Raw genomic sequence first — 19,394 nt, forward strand, 5'->3', positions numbered from 1 at the left:
AGCACAAAATGAATATGAGGTGTTCACATGCTCCCCTTCTCTCTTATTGAAATGCCGCGTGACCTGAGCGCTTTCCCGCTCTACCCGTATTCGGTCGGCCGACATATCCAGTATCACCATGTGCGTCCTGCCGGATTCCCGGTGCATCAGATTTTTCTGATCCGCAGCGGAAGCGGACGGTTCCGGGACCTGGAGGACGGCACCGAAACGCTATTGCAGCCGGGTATGGCCTATACGTTTCCGCCCGACCGCGGGCATGAATATTATCCGTTATCCCACGAACCGTGGCATGTCGGCTTCATCGGGTTCCACGGCAGCCAGTCTGCCTCTGTTCTGGAGGGTCTAAGTCTGCTGCCTCCGGCTCCGTTCCGCCCTGAACGGTTCGAGGACTGCTGGGAGATGCTCGGCGGGATCTGGCACACGGTGAACGGGAACAGCTCGGTGCGTCAGGAGGAACAATCGATGCAGGATTTGTCAGTGACGCTGTACCGGCTGCTGCTGATGCTGCGCAGAAGTGAAGTCTCCACTGGTGCAGCGACCCGGCTGGAGAACGAGAATGTCCGCAACGATGCGCTGAACAAAGCGGTCAGCCTGATCAACGAGCATTTCACCGAGCCGCTGCTGATCACCAATCTGGCGGCGGCCGTCGGTTATTCCGTCCAGCATTTCCAGCGTCTGTTCCTGCAAGAATACGGGGTCACTCCACATAAGTACCTGCAGAACCTGCGGCTACAGCGCGCCATGCAGATGCTGACCGAGGACCCGGAGCGTCCCGTGCAGGATATCGCCCTCAACCTCGGCATGGAGACCAATTACTTCATCCGGGTCTTCCGCAAGGCCCATGGAGTAACTCCCGGTGTGATGCGGAGCCGCCTGCATCCAGGCAAGGATCATTCCTGAGCTGCGCACGGAAGCCGATCAACCCGAACGGCCATGGCCTCAGGACCATGTGTTCGGTTTTCGGTATACATTTGGCCCAACTGCCTTCTCGACAGCGATTGTGCACCTCATTTCCGTCTTTCGCTCGCATCCATTGAAATCAGGTGCACTTCTGCACCTCATTTGCCCATTTGGCTAGCATCCGGTGAATTCAAGTGCACTTCTGCACCTCATTTACCCATTTGGCCCTCATCCGATGAATTCAAGTGCACTTCTGCACCTCATTTGCCCATTTGGCTAGCATCCGGTGAATTCAAGTGCACTTCTGCACCTCATTTACCCATTTGGCCCGCATCCATTGAATTCAGGTGCACTTGTGCACCTCATTTCCGCTTTTCGCTCCCATCCGATGAATTCAGGTGCACTTGTGCACCTCATTGTGTTCGGTTTTACGCATACCTTTGGTACAACTGCCTTCTCGCCAGCGATTGTGTTCGGTTTTCCGCATACATTCAAGTCGCTGTTCCTCGCCCTCAATTTTCCGGGGGCACTTCCCCTGTTCCTTCTTCTTTCCCATAAAATAAAAACAGCTGCGGCAGACTTCCGAAGAAGCTCTGCCGCAGCTGTTCAAGCTAACCGTATGCCTACACCGCCGTAAACTGGCTGTTGTACAAGCGGGCGTAGTAGCCCCCGCTCTCCAGCAGCTCGTCATGCGTTCCGCTCTCTACGATATCGCCATCCTTCATGAACAGGATGAGGTCCGCCTCGCGGATCGTCGATAGCCGGTGGGCAATCACGAAGCTGGTCCGCCCGGTGATCATCGCCAGGAACGCCTTCTGTATCCGCACTTCTGTCAGCGTATCAATGCTGCTCGTCGCCTCATCCAGAATGAGCATCGGCGGATCAACCAGCATGACGCGGGCAATGGTGAGCAGCTGCTTCTGGCCTTGGGAGAGATTGTCGCCCGAGGTGCTGATCTTGGTGTCGTAGCCTTCAGGCAGCCGCTTGATAAAACTGTGCGCATTCGCGGCCTTAGCCGCTGCAATCACTTCCGCTTCGGAGGCATCCGGTTTGCCGTAGGCAATATTATCGCGGATGGAAGCCCCATACAGCCAGGTCTCCTGGAGCACCATTCCGAAATTGCGCCGCAGACTGTCCCGGGTGATGGAAGTGATATCTATTCCGTCAATCCGGATCGTTCCGCTGTCCACCTCATAGAAGCGCATCAGCAGGTTGACCAGCGTGGTCTTGCCCGCCCCCGTCTGGCCGACAATCGCCACGCGTGTGCCCGGCTTCACCTCCAGACTGAAGTTCTTGATCAGCGGGCGCTCCGGTGTATAGGCGAAGCTTACCTTGTCGAAGGTGATCGTTCCCCGGCTGTTCTTCATCACATAGGCATCCTTCTGATCCGGGATCTCTTGCGGGAGATCCAGAATAGTGAAGATCCGCTGCGCAGAGGCGGTTGCGGACTGTAGCTGTGTGATGACACCGGTAATCTCATTGAACGGCTTCGCGAACAGACTGGAATAGATCAGGAAGCTGGACAGATCCCCGACGGAGAACATCTCTCCGATGACCAGCACACTTCCGATCATCGCAATCAGCGAGAAGGTGACATTGTTGACCAGCCGGGTGGTCGGGTTCGAGAGCGAGCCATAGAACTGCGATTTCGTCCCCGTCTTGTACAGCTCGTTATTCCGCTCGGCAAAACCTGCAAAGGAACGGTCCTCGTAATGGTAAGCCTGCACCACCTTCTGCCCGCCGACAATTTCCTCGACATAGCCGTTCAGCCCCCCGAGAATCTTGGCCTGCTCCCGGAACAGCTGCTGGGAGCGCATCGTAATGAAGCGGGCGACGAAGAAGGTCGCCGGAGCAGACAAGAGCACCACCAGCGTCATTACAGGGCTGATATAGAGCATCAGCCCGATGGCTCCGGCAATGGTGACGATCCCGGTCAGCAGCGTGGAGAAGCCTTGCAGCAGCCCGTCAGAGACCGCATCCATGTCATTCACGAACCGGCTGATGCTGTCGCCCTGGGGATGGTTATCATGGAACTTCAGCGGCAGCGCGTCCAGCTGATCGAACAGCTCGCGCCGCAGATCATAGACTGTCCGGAACGCCAGCTTATTCGTGTAATAAGTGAGCAGCCAGCCGAAGAAGCTGCCGACCAGATACACAGTGCCCAGGATCAGCAGCAGGCGCAGTATCTCCGGGAATGCTACCCGGTCCGGACCGATCATGTGGTCAATGGCGCGGCCAATCAGGAGCGGGCCGATCAGGCTGGCAACTACACTCAGGATTGCGCAGAAGATAGCGCCATACGTGATTTTCCGGTACTGGCGGGTATATTGAAACAGACGTTTCCAGGTCATCGTGCTGTTCATTGTAAAGCCTCCTCGCTTGAGAGCTGGGACATGCAGATTTCCTGATAGACTGCACAGCTCTCCAGCAGCTCCTCATGGGTGCCGATTCCGGCAATCCGCCCTTCTTCGAATACGATAATCTGATCGGCCTGCCTTACCGTGCTTACCCGCTGGGATACCAGCAGTATCGTCATATCCGTGCTGTTCTTGCTCAGTGCGCGGCGCAGGGCTGCATCCGTGGCGAAGTCCAGCGCACTGGAGGAATCATCCAGAATCAGGATCGGCGGACGTCCTACGACAGCGCGGGCAATGGTCAGCCGCTGCTTTTGCCCGCCGGACAGATTGTGTCCGCCGCGAACCACCAGCGTATCCAGCCCTTCGGGCAGCCGATCAATGAACTCCTCAGCCTGTGCAACCGCCGCTGCGGCCATGATCTCCTCCCGGGTAGCTGACGCCTTGCCCCAGCGGATATTCTCAGCAATCGTGCCGGTGAACAGCAGCGCCTTCTGCGGCACAATGCCGATTCGGCTGCGCAGCTGCTCCAGCCGGTAACCCCGTACATTTACACCCTCAATCCTCACTTCCCCCTCCACAGCGTCATAGAAGCGCGGAATCAGATTCACGAAGGTGGTCTTGCCTGCGCCGGTACTGCCGATCAGCCCCACCGTCTGCCCCTTGTGGATATCCACAGAGATATTCTCCAGGGCCAGCTCACCGGTGGTGTTATAGCCGAAAGAAACATTGCGGAAGGAAATCACCGGCGCCGTGTCGTCCCGCTTCGCAGCAGGTGTATCCGCGGGCACCTCGGCAACTGACGCCTTCATGGCCAGCACCTCATTGATGCGATTCGCAGACGACGAGGCTTTGGTGAACAGAATGACCAGATTGGAGACCACGATCAGGGCCAGCAGGATCTGGGTTACATAGTTAATGAATGCAATAATCTCACCCTGCGACAGGCTCCCGGCTTCAATATGAATGCCGCCTGCCCATAGAATAGCAATAATCGCTCCGTTCACTACCAGCGTCGTCATCGGTCCCAGCCAGGCGGAGATCCGTCCGACCCGGATGGCCGTCAGCGTCAGGTCCTCAGAGGCCTCATTGAAGCGCTGCTTCTCGCGGCGGCTCTCTGCGAAGGCCCGGATCACGCGGATACCCGAGAGATTCTCGCTGAGCACCAGCGCCAGCCGGTCCAGCTTCGCCTGATATTTGCGGTACATCGGCGAGCTGCGCGTAATGATGAAGTATAGAATAACTCCGAATACCGGAGTGGCGGCAACCAGGATCAGCGACAGGCGGAAATCCAGAATCATCGCCATAATAATGGCCCCGATACAGATGAACGGCGCACGGATTACCAGCCGGATCAGCATGGCGACTGCCACCTGCAGCTGGTTGACATCATTTGTGATGCGGTTGATCAGCGAAGGCGTACCAATAATATCCAGCTCGGCATACGACAGCGAAGAGATATGCTTGAACATTTTATTGCGCAGCGAGGTGCCGAAGCCCTGTGAGGCCCGTGCCGCATAATATTGACATACCATAGAGCAGCCGAAGCCCAGAATGGCCATGACCACCATCAGCGAGCCCATCCGGTAGACATAGCCGCTATCTTGCTTGGCGATTCCGTTGTTGATGATCAGGGCTACAATGGTCGGCAGCAGCAGCTCCAGAATGGCTTCCAGCAGCTTGAAAATCGGCCCGATCGTCACTTCTTTTTTGTACGGTTTTAAGAAAACAGCAATTTTGTGCACATTCATCCTCACCTAACTTAGCGTAGTATGTAATTCCTCTTGAAAATAACACAAGACCCGTTATGATTATGTCATACCTGCTTACATATTCATAATATTGGTTTCGTATCTATCCCATATGGATAACATATGTCATAACCCTTGAGAACGGAGGCTGCACCCTGGATATCCGCCAACTGAAATATTTCCTGGCCATTGCCGAGGAAGGACAAATTACCTCCGCCGCAAGGAAGCTGCAGATGGCCCAGCCGCCGCTCAGCCAACAGCTCAAGCTGCTGGAGGAGGAGCTCGGCGTCAAGCTGGTGGAACGCGGTCCGCGCAGCATTCAGCTGACGGATGCCGGCATCATTCTGCGTAACCGGGCCCAGCAGATCCTGGAGTTAACGGACTCCACCGCCCGGGAGATCAGTGATTACGCCAAGGGGCTGAAGGGCAGCCTGACCATCGGAACGGTCTCCTCTTCAGGCGCTACCCTGCTCCACGAGCCGCTCACAGCGTTCCACAAGAGCTATTCGGGTGTAACCTTTGAAATCCATGAAGGCAATACGTTCATGATTATCGACCTGCTGAACAGAGGCATTGTTGAAGTGGGCATTGTCCGCACCCCATTCAGCACCAGCAATCTGGAGTGCCTGTATTTCCATTCGGAGCCGATGATCGCGGTGATGACCACAGGTTATGACTGGGCCCCAAGCCAGAGTGCTGTCCAGCTGGGTGAGCTGCAGGCCAAACCGCTGATTATCTACCGCCGCTTCGAGCAGCTCATCCGCGAGACCTGTCTGGAGCATGGCTTCGAGCCGCAGATCTTCTGTATGAACGATGATGCGCGGACCACGCTGCTGTGGGCCAATGCGGGACTCGGGATCGGGATTGTGCCCAAATCAGCATTTGAGCTGGCCAACCACAGCAACCTGATCTATAAAGAGATCCTTTGCGAGAACCTGCGCACCCGCGTAGCTGCTGTATGGATGAAGGATAAGTATTTATCCTCCATGGCGGTCAAATTCATCGAGACCTTCAAGTCGCTATGAACACGCCCCGCTCAGTCCCTCCCTTCTGCAGGATGTCCTTTGTCCCCTCCCCTCATCCTGATGCCAGGATCTTCCTGGCTTGACAGCAAAATACCCCGCGCCGGCCTAAGCCGGTCGCGGGGTTTCTTATTAAGCCAGGGTCAACAAGCCGGCGGCACCGCCGCTGTTAGACCATGATTTTACAAATATCGTTCGTGAACTGTACCGGATCATTGACCTGAAGGCCTTCGATCAGGAGCGCCTGGTTGTACAGGAGGTTGGTATACAGACCCAGCTTCTCCTTGTCGCCTTCGGCCGCGGCCTTCAGCGATTTGAAGACATAATGGTGAATGTTGATTTCCAGCACCTTGTCCGCTTGCACATCCTGGCCGCCGTTCGGCATGGCCTTGAGGATTTTCTCCATCTCGATCGTCAGCTCGCCTTCGGTGGACAGGCAGACCGGATGGGATTTCAGCCGCTTGGAGGCTTTGACCGCCTTCACCTTGCCGGACAGAATGCCCTGCATAGCTTCGAACAAGCCCTTATTCTCGTTCTCTTCCTCTTCGGACGGCTTATCCTCCGCACTCTCTTCAATCCCCAAGTCACCGCTGGAGACATTTCTGAACTCCTTCTCCTTATAAGCCATGATCATCTTGATGGCGAATTCATCGATATCATCGGTGAAGTAGAGAATCTCGTAGCCCTTGTCCAGCACCATTTCCGTCTGCGGCAGCTTCTCAATACGCTCTACCGACTCACCGGAAGCATAGTAGATATACTTCTGGTCTTCCGGCATTCTCTCTACATATTCAGCCAGCGTAACCAGCTTCTTCTCCTTGGAGGAGTGGAACATGAGGAGGTCCTGGAGCGTTTCTTTTTCCATGCCATAGTCGTTATAGACCCCGAACTTCAGCTGGCGGCCAAAAGATTTATAGAACGTCTCATACTGCTCGCGCTCATCCTTCAGCAGGCTCAGGAGCTGGCTCTTGATCTTGCTCTTGATGTTCTTCGCAATCAGCGTCAGCTGGCGGTCATGCTGCAGCATCTCGCGGGAGATATTGAGCGACAGATCCTCGGAATCCACCATCCCCTTGACGAAGCTGAAGTAATCCGGCAGCAGATCCGCACATTTGTTCATAATCAGCACGCCGTTGGAATAGAGCTCAAGCCCTTTTTCATATTCCTTGGTGTAATAGTCGAACGGAGTATTCTCCGGGATGAACAGAATGGCGTTGTAGACCACTGCACCGTCGGCACTGATGTGGATGTGCTTCAGCGGCTTGTCGAACCCGTAGCGCTTCTCTGCATAGAAGTTATTGTAGTCTTCTTCAGTCAGCTCTTTCTTGTTCTTGCGCCAGATCGGCACCATGCTGTTGACCGTCTGCTCTTCCGTCACATCGATGAATTCATTCTCGGCGCCCTCTTTGGGCTGTCTGCCGGTGATGTCCATCTTGATCGGGAAGCGGATGAAGTCCGAATATTTCTTGATGATCAATTTCAGACGGTATTCTTCGAGGAATTCGTCGTAGTTATCGTCTTCGGTGTTCTCTTTGATCTTCAGCGTAATCTCGGTACCGACCGCATCCTTCTCGCAAGGCTCAATCGTGTAGCCGTCTGCACCCTGGGATTCCCACTTGAACGCCTGTTCACTGCCCAGCGCCTTACTGATCACCGTCACATCGTCCGCCACCATGAATGCGGAATAGAACCCGACCCCGAATTGACCGATGATGTTGTGGCCGTCCTTGGCTTCATTATCCTTCTTAAAAGCAAACGAGCCGCTGTTCGCGATAATCCCCAGATTGTTCTCCAGCTCTTCCTGAGTCATCCCGATGCCAGTATCGGCAATGGTTAACGTGCGGCTCTCCTTGTCGGCGGTTACTTTAATGTAGTAATCCTCTTTATTGAACACCAGGCCTTCGTCGGCCAGTGCCTTGTAATAGATTTTATCGATGGCATCACTTGCATTTGAAATCAGTTCCCGCAGAAAAATCTCGCGCTGCGTATAAATGGAGTTAATCATCATTTCCAGCAGTCTTTTGGATTCAGCTTTAAACTCTTTTTTGGCCATGAATAAATAAATCTCCTTTCAAAAATAACCTTCGGATTGCGGAGCATCGCTTAGCACTCCACAGAGCCGAGTGCTAACACTCCCTTTTATATAACATATTCTCGTTTTTGATGTCAATATCTTGCTGCCTAAGAAGTCCACAAAAAAAGAAATGAATTCTATTTTAGTCCATGTTAGCATTCGGATTGTACTCCATTTGACCACAGAAAGGATCATGAACAAGATGAACATTCAGCTCGAAAGCATTCCGGCAACACGCATAGCTTATGTACGGCAGACAGGTCCCTACGGGCTTGGCAACGCTCAGGCGATGGAACAATTGAAGCATTGGGCGCGCGAACACGGCTTGCTTCAAGGCTCGGCGGTGCTGTTCGGCATTCCGCAGGACAACCCTTCAACTACACAACCGGAGGATTGCCGATATGATGCCTGTATCAGCCTGCCTGAGAATCCTCCGGCCGGGGCCTCAATCCCCTACGGAGAGCTTCCCGGCGGAGCCTACGCGGTAATTACCATCCTGCATACAGCTGAGGCCGTTCAGCAGGCATGGGAGGAGATTCTCCCGGCCCTGTACAGCAGCGGCCATAAGCTTGATCCCGGGCGGCCGGTTATGGAGAGATACACGGAGGACAGGGTCAGCAGGCATCTGTGTGAGCTGTGTTTTCCCGTGTGATACGGTATTGTCCGCCATGGTAGCAGTAATAGGTATGTGCGTTAAGTGCTCGTAACCTCTCCAGAGATTGCTTTGCACGCTCCAGGTCCAGACAGTACTGAGGATTAGCCACTACCAGCTCATTCTGCTCGTGCGCCGCCGCATCGCCTGTAATCACACTGCCCAGCTCAGGACAATACAGCGAGATATGGCCAGACGTATGTCCCGGGGTGGCAAGGAGCTGAAGCCTAGAATTCAGAATCCACTCGCCATCCCTGACCGTCCGGTCTACCGCCACATGCTGCAAGGCCTGAAGCTCCTCTACAAACCTTGCGCCAAAAGCCTGCTCATCCTCCGCCATCTGCGCCAGCAGCGCTTTAGCCTGAACGAGCCGCTCCGATTCGGCCGCGCCCGAGATAGACGGGGCTTCTGCTTCGCTTGCGATAATGGCAACCGCCGGGTACTTCACCCGGAAATCATGCAAAGATCCGATGTGGTCGTCGTCGTAATGGGTGATGATGATGTGGCTCAGCTTCGCCGGATCATACCCTTGTTTCTGTATCTCTTCCTCTATTAGCGGCATGAACCCCGGATATCCGGCATCGACCAGCACCAGCTCTTCCCCGGATACGATCAGGCTAGGATAGATCAGATAAGGCTGTCCTTCATATTCAAACTTAATAGGCAATTCAATAATCTCCATAATGACCTCCGTAAGTGACATTGTCCTTCCTATTATAACACCGCTCTATATCACCGCCGTCTTCGCCTTGGCATCCTCAAGCAGCATCTGAATCAGCGACTGGAGGGGCAGTGACTTCCACTTCTTCGGGTGCAGCAGCAGTTGCAGATCGAAATGAATCTCCGGGTGGGCAAAAGACAGCTCGGACAGGTTCCCGCGCTCGATCTCCTCCTCAGCCACAATCCGCGGCAGCAGCGCTATGCCCAGGCCATTGCGTACACAACGTTTGATCGCTTCCAGATTGGACAGCTCAAAACCAATCCGGAACACGATCCCGTGGTCCCGGAGCAGGTTCTCGAACAGGCTGCGGTAAATGCAGCTCTCCTCGGAGACAATCAGCTCGCAGTTGTTCAGATCCTGAAGTGTCACGTGCTCCAGCCGGGCCAGCGGATGGCTGGCTGGTGCCACCAGGACAAGCGGCTCCTCGCGGATGATGGTCCGTGTAAGCGCGCTGTCCGCCGTGCTGCGGTCCAGCAGAAGGCCGATATCGACCTCGCCGTCCCTGATCTTGGAGATCAGATTGGCCTCCTGCTCGGTCTGCAGATGAATGTTCAGACCAGGGAACATCGTCCGCAGTTGCTGCAGGAACGGCGGCAGATAAAAAGCCGCCAATGAATCAATCGTTCCAATGGTCAGCGTTCCGCCAATCTGCTGGGCGATCGTTTCCTTGGAGCGGTCGTAGAGATCCAGAATCTCCACGAACAGCTTGAGCAGTTCTTCTCCCGGCGGGGTCAGCCGCAAGGCGCGGCCGTGACGTTCAATGAGCGGCACTCCATATTCCTTCTCAATTTTCTGTATCTGCATCGTGACGCTGGACTGTGCATAGCCCAGCTCCTCAGCCGCGCGCGTGAAGCTCTGCCGCTTGGCCACTTCGCGGAAGGTCCGCATATAAGTTAAGTCCATCGTCTCACCCTAACATCAATATTATTGATAGCCTACATCATTTATTATAGCTAACAACGATGCATTAATCCATGATACAGTAGAACAAAAGGATTTCACATTTTTGGAGGACGATATTCATGTTAACAGAAGAACAGATTTATGGAATCTATGTTCCCGTGGTCACCCCGTTCCATGCTGGCGGCGAGCTTGATCTCGAATCCTATCAGCGTTATGTGAACAACATCATCAAGAACAATATTCAAGGTCTGGTCGTCAATGGAACCACTGGAGAATCGCCGACAGTCAATATACAGGAATTACAGACACTCGTGGATGCCTCACGGAAACTCTTGAAATCCAGCTCCATCCCGCTCGTGGTGGGCACGGGCACGAATGATACTTACTCTACCGTAGCCCGTACTGAGCAGGCTGCGAACGCAGGTGCCGATGCCGCACTGGTGGTTGTTCCTTATTACAGCCGCCCTTCACAGGAGGGCATTATTGCTCATTTCCGTAAGGCGGCAGAGGTAGGCCTTCCCATTATGGCCTATGATATCCCCAGCCGCGCAGGGGTCGGCCTGACGCTGGACACCGCCCGTACTATCCTTGAGATGAATAATGTCGTAGGGTTAAAAGACTGCTCCGGCTCTCCCCTGCTGGTCTCCGAGCTGTCCAAGAGCGGCAGCAAGCCCGTGCTCTGCGGCGATGATCTGCATTTCTTCGAGATGCTGGGCTACGGAGCCGCCGGAGGCATGCTGGCCTCGGCCAACGTATATACCGGCTGCTTCATCAGCATCTACGAGCAGTACAGGGCTGGCCAGGTTGAGGCAGCGCAAGCCGCCTATGACCAACTGGTGCCGCTGATGAAGCTGCTGTTCAAGGAATCGAACCCGGCCCCGATCAAATGGCTGCTCAGTGCACTCGGAGAGCTCTCCTCAGACACACTCCGCCTGCCAATGACCTCCATCAGTTCCGCGCTGCGTGAAGAGCTGGGTGCATACCTTGCTGAAGAAGCGCTCAGCACCAGACAAGAAGCCATTTAACAGACAAACACCCGGCATTCTCAGTATCCTACTGAAAATGCCGGGTGTTTGTAGTTAGAGATGTCATAGCATTGCTGTACAGAGTAAGCCTGCTGCGCTACTACGAACGCCCCGCGTTAGCCGCCGGACGGCTGCCCTGACGTCCGCTTTGGCTGCCACCGGGTCTGCTGCCCGACTGGCTTGAACGGCCGTATGAGCTGCCGCCTGATTTCTGACCCTGGCTGCCGCCTGAGCGTCCTCCAGCATTGCCGCTGCCCGATGTACTTCTCGCTCCACCGCCTGTATAACCGCCGCCGCCAGTTGAAATTCTCGCTCCGCCGCCTGCATTACCGCTGCCCGAGGCACTCTTGGCACCACTTGCGTTGCCGCCGTTCTGCTGTTTGCCTTGCGCGAACCATTCCGACTTCGGCTTGCGGGCCGGATTGGTCTTGGCTTTCTGCGACGGCTTGACCTGTGCCTTGCTTGGACGGTCGGCCAGCAAAGCTAGATTGCTTTTGGACATCGGATACGCATGCTCCTTGATCTCCGGAATCGTCTTGCCGATCAGCTTCTGAATATCCTTCAGATACGGAATTTCCTCCGCTTCGCATAGCGAGATGGCAATGCCGCTCATGCCCGCACGGCCGGTCCGGCCAATCCGGTGAACATAGGTTTCCGGGATATTCGGCAGGTTGAAGTTGATGACATGGGAGAGCTCATCAATATCAATCCCGCGGGCGGCGATATCTGTAGCGACCAGCACCCGTGTCGCTCCGCTCTTGAAGTTTCTAAGCGCATTCTGACGCTCATTCTGTGATTTGTTGCCGTGAATGGCCTGTGCTGTAATATTGATGCGGGTTAAGTCCCGGGTTACCCGGTCCGCGCCGCGTTTGGTGCGTGTGAAGACCAGTGCCGATACAATCGACGGGTCCTGCAGCAGACGGTTCAGCTGATTCTGCTTATTTCCGTTCTCCAGCAGATAGATCGCCTGCTCGATTCTGTCCACCGTAGAGGATACCGGAGTAATCTCGATTTTGACCGGATTCACCAGCAGTGTCTTCACCAGTTGCGAGATCTCTGTAGGCATGGTTGCCGAGAAGAACAGGGTCTGCTTCTTAACCGGCATCTTGGCGATAATCCGCTTCACGTCGTGAATGAAGCCCATGTCCAGCATACGGTCCGCTTCATCCAGCACCAGAATCTGCACATGCTGCAGATCTACACGCTTCTGGCTGATCAGGTCGATCAGCCGGCCCGGTGTGGCAATCAGAATGTCGACACCGATCGCAAGCGCCCGCTCCTGGGCCTTTTGTGATACGCCTCCGACAATAGCTGTCGAACGGATCGTTGTGAACTTGCTGTAGGCCTGAATATTCTCCTGAATTTGCAGCGCCAGCTCGCGGGTAGGCGTAAGAATCAGGGAACGGATGCGCTTTCCGCTACCGGATCTGCCTGGCTGCTGGCTCAGCAGCTGGATGATCGGCAACGAGAAAGCCGCCGTTTTACCGGTACCCGTCTGTGCGCAGCCCAGAATATCTCTGCCGGCCAATGCCGCAGGAATAGATTCTTCCTGAATTGGGGTTGGGGATGTATAGTTTTCCAGGCTAAGCGCCTTAAGAATCGGGGGTATCAAATTCAAATCGTTAAATGTCATTTTATCTCCTTCATTGTGCATACATATATTAGCAAATCGTTCATTCCATTTACGAATACCTCTTTTGCGGCGTCTCCACATAGCGCTCAGCAAAGTTGTAACACATAATGATAACACAGAAATACAAATATGAAAACTTTCATTTCTTTCTTTTCAAGTGGAAACGGCATTGCCGTCCTTTTAGAGGACGGTACCGTTACAGCGAGAAAGATAAGGATAATTATAATGCGAAGCATATACATTCTTATCTTTCAAAAAAAAATACAACAAAAAAGCAGAGGAAGGCTCCCCTGCTCTTGTCTTAACTATAAGTAAGATACTAATCTACGATTTCAGCGAGATCCCCATTATTGGCACCGGCAGCGTTGGCTTCATCGGTATCAATGTGCATGTCCAGCTTGAAGTTGTCGGATACGCGTGCAATTACGTTCTCCAGCACCAGACCGCGTTCGCCGCCCAGACGTACCTTCAGGAGCTGCTTATCGGCAATGCCCCAAGCTTCTGCTTCCGAAGTGTGGAAGTGGATGTGGCGCGCTGCTACAATAACGCCAGTCTCCAGCTCAACTTCACCGGCAGGTCCTTTAATCGTAATTCCTGGTGTTCCTTCAATATTGCCGGATTCACGGACAGGTGCCTTCACGCCGAGGCTGAAGGAGTCTGTACGGGATACTTCCAGCTGCGAAGCCGGACGGGCAGGTCCGAGAATTCTCACTTTGTCGAACTTCCCTTTCGAACCAATGACAGCCACTTGCTCATTCGCTGCGAATTGTCCGGGCTGGGACAGGGGTTTGAACTCAGTCAATTGATAACCTGGGCCAAACAATGCTTCTACGTGCTCCTGCGTAAGGTGAATATGCCGGGCCGACACACCTACGGGTACAGTCTTGCTCATTTTTAAGTCACTCCTTGAATTTTCTCTAGTATCTGTACAAGCCACTGAACATTATACCTCTAATTACCCACAAATAAAAAGACCCGCATCACAATGCGAAGCTTTTTTCCGGGCATATTACGATTCTGTGAATGGGACATCCTGGTTTTGCCAGTTTCCAATCATTCCTTGGACAGAAAAGAGCTTGAACCTGCGGAAGAAGGCAACTGTTCCCTTAAGAACCCCAGCGCATTCTCATACAGCCAGCCCCGCACATCAGCCTCGGGATAATATTTCAGCAGCAAATCGGCGAACTCCGCATATTGTCCCGGATGCTCCAGCCCCTCCACCCACTTGTCAATTCCGTCAAAATCCGAGCCGAACATCAACTGTCCGCTCCCCCCAAGAGCACAGACATGCTCAATATGCCTCCGCATATCCTCCCGCTTGGCCCCTCCTCCATCCCGGACGAACCAGGGGACAAAGGTCAGCCCGATCCGCCCATCCTTTGCAATCAGTGCCTTTAGCTGATCATCACTCAGGTTGCGGGGATGGCTGCATACCGCAGCGCAATTCGAATGCGAAGCAATGAACGGCCGGGTGCTGTGCTCCAGCAGCTCCCAGAATCCTGCCGGAGCCAAATGCGACACATCCAGCAGCATTCCACTCCCGTTGCACCAGTCGATCAGCTTCCGCCCCTGCTCGGTGAAACCGCCGTTCCGCCGCTCCAGCACACCGTCCGCCGCCCAGTTGGCATAGTTCCACGTAATCCCCAGGCAACGCACGCCCAGCTCGAAGCACAACTGCGCATAGAACAGATTGCCCTCCAGACCGTCCACGCCTTCCAGAGAGAGCATTCCACAGGCCGGCGCAGTTAAGCCGCCTTCCCGCACTTCCTCCTTCCATCGCAGCCACTGGAGTCCTCCAAGACCGGCTACCTTTTGGTGGAAGCACTCAATTTGCCCGAGAATATCCTCGAATTTTGCCCTTCCGCGCACCGCAGACAAATAGATGGCAAACACCTGCAGTCCGACATTCCCCTCCGCCATCCGCTCAGCAGTCACATCCAGCCGGGGATCATCCCTGAAGTCGATCGCTGGATTCGCTTGCAGCTTGCTCAGGGCATCACAATGAAAATCCGCCACCTTCAGCTTCCTGTTTCCCACCATAGGTCAGCTCTCCTTCTTCCTTCACCTTCTGACTATCCGAATGAACCGGTGACAGCCCGCGTCTATTTGATATATATGCGCCTGACGGAGACATCAGTCAGAACAGCAAAAAGCCTGTTTACAGTGTAAACAGGCTTAATCTAAATGATTCACTTTATTATCTGGGTTCTACAATAAGTTTGATTGCCGTCCGGTCTTCCCCATCAATCACTATATCCGTAAAAGCCGGAATACAGATCAAGTCCACTCCGCTGGGTGCGACAAATCCCCGGGCGATGGCAACGGCCTTAACGGCCTGGTTCAGTGCTCCTGCTCCAATAGCTTGTAGCTCGGCCGATCCACGTTCGCGAAGAACACCTGCTAATGCGCCAGCAACGGAATTTGGATTGGATTTAGCTGATACTTTTAATACATCCATAGTAAGTACCTCCCCTGGGAAAATGATGGTGTTCTTCTTCCACTACAGTAGATGTTATTCGCTTCAGAAGAATTAATTCCTTCTTTTTGCGGACCTCTCTGGAGAAAATAGTTCAAAAGATACTCTTTTTCGATATAATAAATATCACACTTTACCCAAAACAAAATGAGTTTTACCGAATTACCTATTTGCAAGTAGAAACGGCATTACTGTCCTTTTAAAGGACGGTACTCCTAGCTCATCACCCATTCATCCTCACGCAGCCGGATCTTCTCCAGTCGTGTCGCTTTTCCTGTAGCTTCATCAAGTTCTGCGAATAAACCATGCAGCTGCCATTTGCCTTCGTCGACTACAAACCGGGAGGGAAGCTGAGTTGTAAATTTATAGATGATCGCATCCTTTTCCATACCCAGAATCCCTTCCCTTGAACCAACCATACCCGCATCGGTAAGATACGCCGTACCTCCCGGCAGGATCACATCATCATTGCTCTGGACATGCGTATGTGTGCCGACAACAATCGAAGCGAGCCCATCCATGAAATAACCCATCGCTATTTTCTCGGAGGTCGCTTCCGCATGGAAGTCCACCAGAATGCACTTATGCTCTCTGCGCAGTTCTTCCACAATCTCCTCGCCTACCCGGAATGGATCATCAATCGCCGGAAGAAAGGTACGGCCCTGCAGATTCACAATCGCCAGCTGTTTACCATTGCCCTTAACGACAGTATACCCGCGGCCGGGTGTCCCCGGCGGAAAGTTAGCCGGACGGATAATCCGCGGCTCGTCATCGATGAACTCAAAGATATCCTTATTGTCCCAGGTGTGGTTGCCCATCGTAATACCATGGATACCCCAGTTGAAGAATTCGTTCGCGATAGCAGCGGTGATGCCTCTGCCGGCAGCGGCATTTTCGCCATTGGCAATGATGATGTGCGGCTGATATTTACTTTTCAGGGAAGGCAGCATTTCACGCAGCGCTTTTCTGCCTGTATTGCCTACAATGTCTCCGATAAATAAAACTTTAATGATCTTCTCCTCCTACGTTTTTGTTTGTGAATGATTCGCCAACCAAAAATCGCTGCATAAGTATAATTTCACCTATTCTGCTCCAATCCAAACTTCAAGTCGCCTGCGGTGCTGAGAGCATGACGGATGGCCTGACAGGCTTCAGTGTAATTAAATATACCAGCAACTCCTGGCTTGCAAGCAAGAAAAAAGGCCCCGCAAGGGGGCCGATTTCCTGATTTATTTCGCATATTCAACAGCGCGTGTCTCGCGGATTACCGTAACCTTGATATGACCCGGATAATCCAGCTCACTCTCAATCATCTTCGTAATATCGCGGGCCAGACGGAAGCTTTCGGCATCATCAATCTTCTCAGGCTGTACCATTACGCGAACCTCGCGGCCCGCCTGAATGGCGTAGGATTTCTCGACGCCCTCGAAGGACTCCGAAATCTCCTCCAGCTTCTCCAGACGCTTGATGTACGTTTCCAGGGTCTCACGGCGTGCACCTGGACGGGCAGCCGACAATGCATCAGCAGCTCCAACCAGCATGGCAATCACCGAGGTAGCCTCGCAATCTCCATGATGGGAAGCGATACTGTTGATAACCACCGGATGTTCCTTGTACTTCTTCGCCAGTTCAACGCCAATTTCAACATGCGAACCTTCCACTTCATGATCAAGCGCTTTGCCGATATCATGCAGCAGTCCGGCACGTTTTGCAAGCACGATGTCTTCCCCAAGCTCACCGGCCATAAGTCCAGTCAAATAAGCAACCTCCATAGAGTGCTTAAGTACGTTTTGACCGTAGCTCGTGCGGAATTTCAGACGGCCCAGAATTTTGATCAGATCCGGGTGCAGACCGTGAACACCAACCTCGAAGGTAGCTTGTTCACCGTATTCGCGAATCCGCTCATCCACTTCTTTGCGGGATTTCTCCACCATTTCTTCAATACGTGCAGGATGGATACGTCCATCTGCCACCAGCTTCTCCAGTGCCGTACGGGCCACTTCGCGGCGGATCGGATCAAATCCTGACAGAATAACCGCTTCCGGCGTATCATCAATAATAAGATCAATCCCGGTCAGAGTCTCCAGCGCACGGATGTTGCGGCCTTCACGACCGATAATCCGGCCTTTCATCTCTTCATTCGGCAGTGTAACAACAGATACCGTTGTTTCCGCCACATGATCAGCCGCACAGCGTTGAATCGCCAGGGTAATAATCTCGCGGGCTTTCTTGTCCGCTTCTTCCTTGGCCTGCTGCTCGATTTCCTTGATCATCTGGGCAGTTTCATGGCGAACTTCCTGTTCTACATTACTGAGAATGATACTTCTGGCATCATCGATGCTTAGATTGGAGATACGCTCCAGTTCAGTAACCTGATTCTTGTAAATGACATCAATTTGCTGTTGGGTTTCATCAATTCGTTTCTCTTTGTTAGCTACTTGTTCTTCTTTTCGTTCAAGCGATTCCATTTTTTTATCCAGCGATTCTTCCTTTTGCAGCAAACGTCGCTCTTGCCGTTGGATTTCATTCCGACGTTCACGAGTTTCTTTCTCAGCTTCGGTACGGATTCTATGAACTTCGTCCTTAGCCTCAAGTACCGTTTCCTTCTTCAGCGCCTCCGCCTCTTTCTTCGCGTTCTCCACGATGACTACGGCTTCTTTCTCTGCGCTTGAAATTTTAGCTTCTGCAAGGGATTTACGAATAAAATAACCGAATCCAAAGAATGCTGCAGCTACAACGAGAACGATAATGACCCAGATCCATGATTCCATCTGTTCACCTCCTCGTTGATATCCTCCAAGGTTCTTCCCTTGGGTATTTGTGCAGTTGTTAAACTATCCGTTCATCACCATACAAAAAACCGGTAATACACCGATTGCCATACTGCACATGTTGCACATGCACATTGCCCGCCTTATCCGGCGATTACATTTCATATGAGTTGTACGCGAACCGGAACATAAGAGTCTGCTTTTTGGGAAGGAAAAAGGATTCTTAGTTTATGCCGATTCATGTTATATTTTATTATTTATAAAAAGACCTTGTCAAGAGAGTCGATAACCGCATTAAAGTCAAGAGAATCAATCCGGGAAGTAAAACTCCTCTTCTTCCCCCTCAGAATCCTCCTCACCCCGCAAAATCCCAATGACCTGACGCACCATTTCACCAGTAAATCCGCGGCGCATCAGGAACGCCCCTGTCTTCCGGCGTTTGTCATTCAGATCTCCCTGGAGCGTATTCCACTTCTTCCGTCCGGTCTGCAGTGCGCTCTCCAGTTCCTGCTCGGGGGTGATCTCATCCAGCGCTTCCGCAATCAGCGACTTATCAATCCCCTTCTGCCGCAGCTCCTGCCGAATCCACATCTTGCCCTTTCGCTGGTTCAGCATACGCTGCTCCGCCCATTGCCTGGCATACAGAGGGTCGTCAAGCAGACGTTCCTCCTGCAGCCGGAGCAGAACTTCGGCAATAACAGTCTCCCCTATTTCCTTCTCCCTTAAACGGCGGGCCATTTCCTGCGCGGTTCTGGGCTTCCGCTCCAGATACCTGAGCCCCTCGACATAGGCTCGCTGGCGCTCGTCAGCAGCAACGATGTCCTCCAGATCCGCCTTTACAAAAGTGCTTCCGGTAATCATCCGGTATTTAATCATGACATCTTCATGAACAGTCATGTTGTAGTCTCCGAAATGAATCAGATAACGGTAGTTCGACTTCTTGAGCCGCTCTACCCGTGTAATTACCAGCTCTACATCTGCCGGGAAATCCGCCAGCACCTGCTCATCCTGGTCTTCGGATTCTGAATCCAATTGTATAACCATCCTGTCAATCACCTACTTAAGCTAGAAATATTTACGAAAAGGCACCCTGTTATCTCTTCACAGGGCGC

General features: G+C 53.1%; 16 protein-coding genes. 4 read left to right on the top strand and 12 right to left on the bottom strand.

Annotated features, from left to right (window positions below):
* Positions 1-27 precede the first annotated feature (27 nt).
* Entirely contained in the window at positions 28-900 is an 873-nt protein-coding gene (locus MHH28_RS08725) for a helix-turn-helix domain-containing protein (protein WP_405113992.1), read from the top strand.
* A 623-nt stretch (positions 901-1,523) separates the two neighbouring features.
* On the opposite strand, the gene MHH28_RS08730 is transcribed toward MHH28_RS08725, so the two are convergent.
* Entirely contained in the window at positions 1,524-3,263 is a 1,740-nt protein-coding gene (locus tag MHH28_RS08730) for an ABC transporter ATP-binding protein (protein ID WP_405113994.1), read from the bottom strand.
* Positions 3,260-4,999 carry an ABC transporter ATP-binding protein gene (locus MHH28_RS08735; RefSeq protein ID WP_405113996.1) on the bottom strand — a complete coding sequence of 580 codons (1,740 nt, stop codon included), beginning with the start codon at positions 4,997-4,999 and terminating at the stop codon, positions 3,260-3,262. Before MHH28_RS08735 ends, MHH28_RS08730 begins: the two co-directional genes overlap by 4 nt.
* 161 nt (positions 5,000-5,160) lie before the next feature.
* Here MHH28_RS08735 and MHH28_RS08740 point away from each other — a divergent pair, with 161 nt between their 5' ends.
* Positions 5,161-6,030 (top strand): LysR family transcriptional regulator, encoded by an 870-nt coding sequence (locus MHH28_RS08740; RefSeq protein WP_405116950.1) that lies wholly within the window; start codon positions 5,161-5,163, stop codon positions 6,028-6,030.
* 166 nt (positions 6,031-6,196) lie between these two features.
* Here the strand turns inward: MHH28_RS08740 and htpG are convergent, their stop codons facing one another.
* Positions 6,197-8,080 carry a molecular chaperone HtpG gene (gene htpG, locus MHH28_RS08745; protein ID WP_405113998.1) on the bottom strand — a complete coding sequence of 628 codons (1,884 nt, stop codon included), beginning with the start codon at positions 8,078-8,080 and terminating at the stop codon, positions 6,197-6,199.
* Between the two features lie 214 nt (positions 8,081-8,294).
* Here htpG and MHH28_RS08750 point away from each other — a divergent pair, with 214 nt between their 5' ends.
* Positions 8,295-8,753: a GyrI-like domain-containing protein gene (locus tag MHH28_RS08750; RefSeq protein ID WP_405114000.1), complete on the top strand. Its 459-nt coding sequence runs from the start codon at positions 8,295-8,297 to the stop codon at positions 8,751-8,753.
* Here the strand turns inward: MHH28_RS08750 and MHH28_RS08755 are convergent.
* Both MHH28_RS08755 and MHH28_RS08760 read right to left on the bottom strand, forming a co-directional pair.
* Positions 8,716-9,435 (bottom strand): MBL fold metallo-hydrolase, encoded by a 720-nt coding sequence (locus tag MHH28_RS08755; protein WP_405116952.1) that lies wholly within the window; start codon positions 9,433-9,435, stop codon positions 8,716-8,718. The two genes, MHH28_RS08750 and MHH28_RS08755, sit on opposite strands and share 38 nt — an antisense overlap.
* A 45-nt stretch (positions 9,436-9,480) precedes the next feature.
* A complete protein-coding gene (locus tag MHH28_RS08760) occupies positions 9,481-10,377 on the bottom strand; it encodes a LysR family transcriptional regulator (RefSeq protein WP_405114002.1) in 897 nt (298 codons plus the stop codon).
* A gap of 119 nt (positions 10,378-10,496) precedes the next feature.
* Between MHH28_RS08760 and dapA the strand changes: the two genes are divergently transcribed.
* Positions 10,497-11,402, top strand: a complete 906-nt coding sequence (gene dapA / locus MHH28_RS08765) for a 4-hydroxy-tetrahydrodipicolinate synthase (protein ID WP_405114004.1) — start codon at positions 10,497-10,499, stop codon at positions 11,400-11,402.
* A 100-nt stretch (positions 11,403-11,502) separates the two neighbouring features.
* On the opposite strand, the gene MHH28_RS08770 is transcribed toward dapA, so the two are convergent.
* From MHH28_RS08770 to MHH28_RS08800, 7 genes are all read right to left on the bottom strand, one after another.
* On the bottom strand, positions 11,503-13,035 hold the full coding sequence (locus tag MHH28_RS08770) for a DEAD/DEAH box helicase (RefSeq protein ID WP_405114006.1): 1,533 nt from the start codon (positions 13,033-13,035) through the stop codon (positions 11,503-11,505).
* A gap of 319 nt (positions 13,036-13,354) precedes the next feature.
* A complete protein-coding gene (gene pduL / locus MHH28_RS08775) occupies positions 13,355-13,927 on the bottom strand; it encodes a phosphate propanoyltransferase (RefSeq protein ID WP_405114008.1) in 573 nt (190 codons plus the stop codon).
* Positions 13,928-14,088: 161 nt separating this feature from the next.
* Positions 14,089-15,075 carry a dipeptidase gene (locus tag MHH28_RS08780; protein WP_405114010.1) on the bottom strand — a complete coding sequence of 329 codons (987 nt, stop codon included), beginning with the start codon at positions 15,073-15,075 and terminating at the stop codon, positions 14,089-14,091.
* Between the two features lie 157 nt (positions 15,076-15,232).
* Positions 15,233-15,493 (bottom strand): stage V sporulation protein S, encoded by a 261-nt coding sequence (locus MHH28_RS08785; RefSeq protein ID WP_019910496.1) that lies wholly within the window; start codon positions 15,491-15,493, stop codon positions 15,233-15,235.
* Positions 15,494-15,726: 233 nt separating this feature from the next.
* Positions 15,727-16,521, bottom strand: coding sequence for a TIGR00282 family metallophosphoesterase (locus MHH28_RS08790; RefSeq protein ID WP_341023368.1), 795 nt, complete (start codon positions 16,519-16,521; stop codon positions 15,727-15,729).
* A 219-nt stretch (positions 16,522-16,740) separates the two neighbouring features.
* Positions 16,741-18,282, bottom strand: a complete 1,542-nt coding sequence (rny, locus tag MHH28_RS08795; RefSeq protein WP_405114013.1) for a ribonuclease Y — start codon at positions 18,280-18,282, stop codon at positions 16,741-16,743.
* Positions 18,283-18,591: 309 nt separating this feature from the next.
* On the bottom strand, positions 18,592-19,320 hold the full coding sequence (locus MHH28_RS08800; RefSeq protein ID WP_405116954.1) for a regulatory protein RecX: 729 nt from the start codon (positions 19,318-19,320) through the stop codon (positions 18,592-18,594).
* Positions 19,321-19,394: the final 74 nt, after the last annotated feature.

It is taken from the genome of Paenibacillus sp. FSL K6-1217 (assembly GCF_045040735.1).
Classification (GTDB): domain Bacteria; phylum Bacillota; class Bacilli; order Paenibacillales; family Paenibacillaceae; genus Paenibacillus_AQ.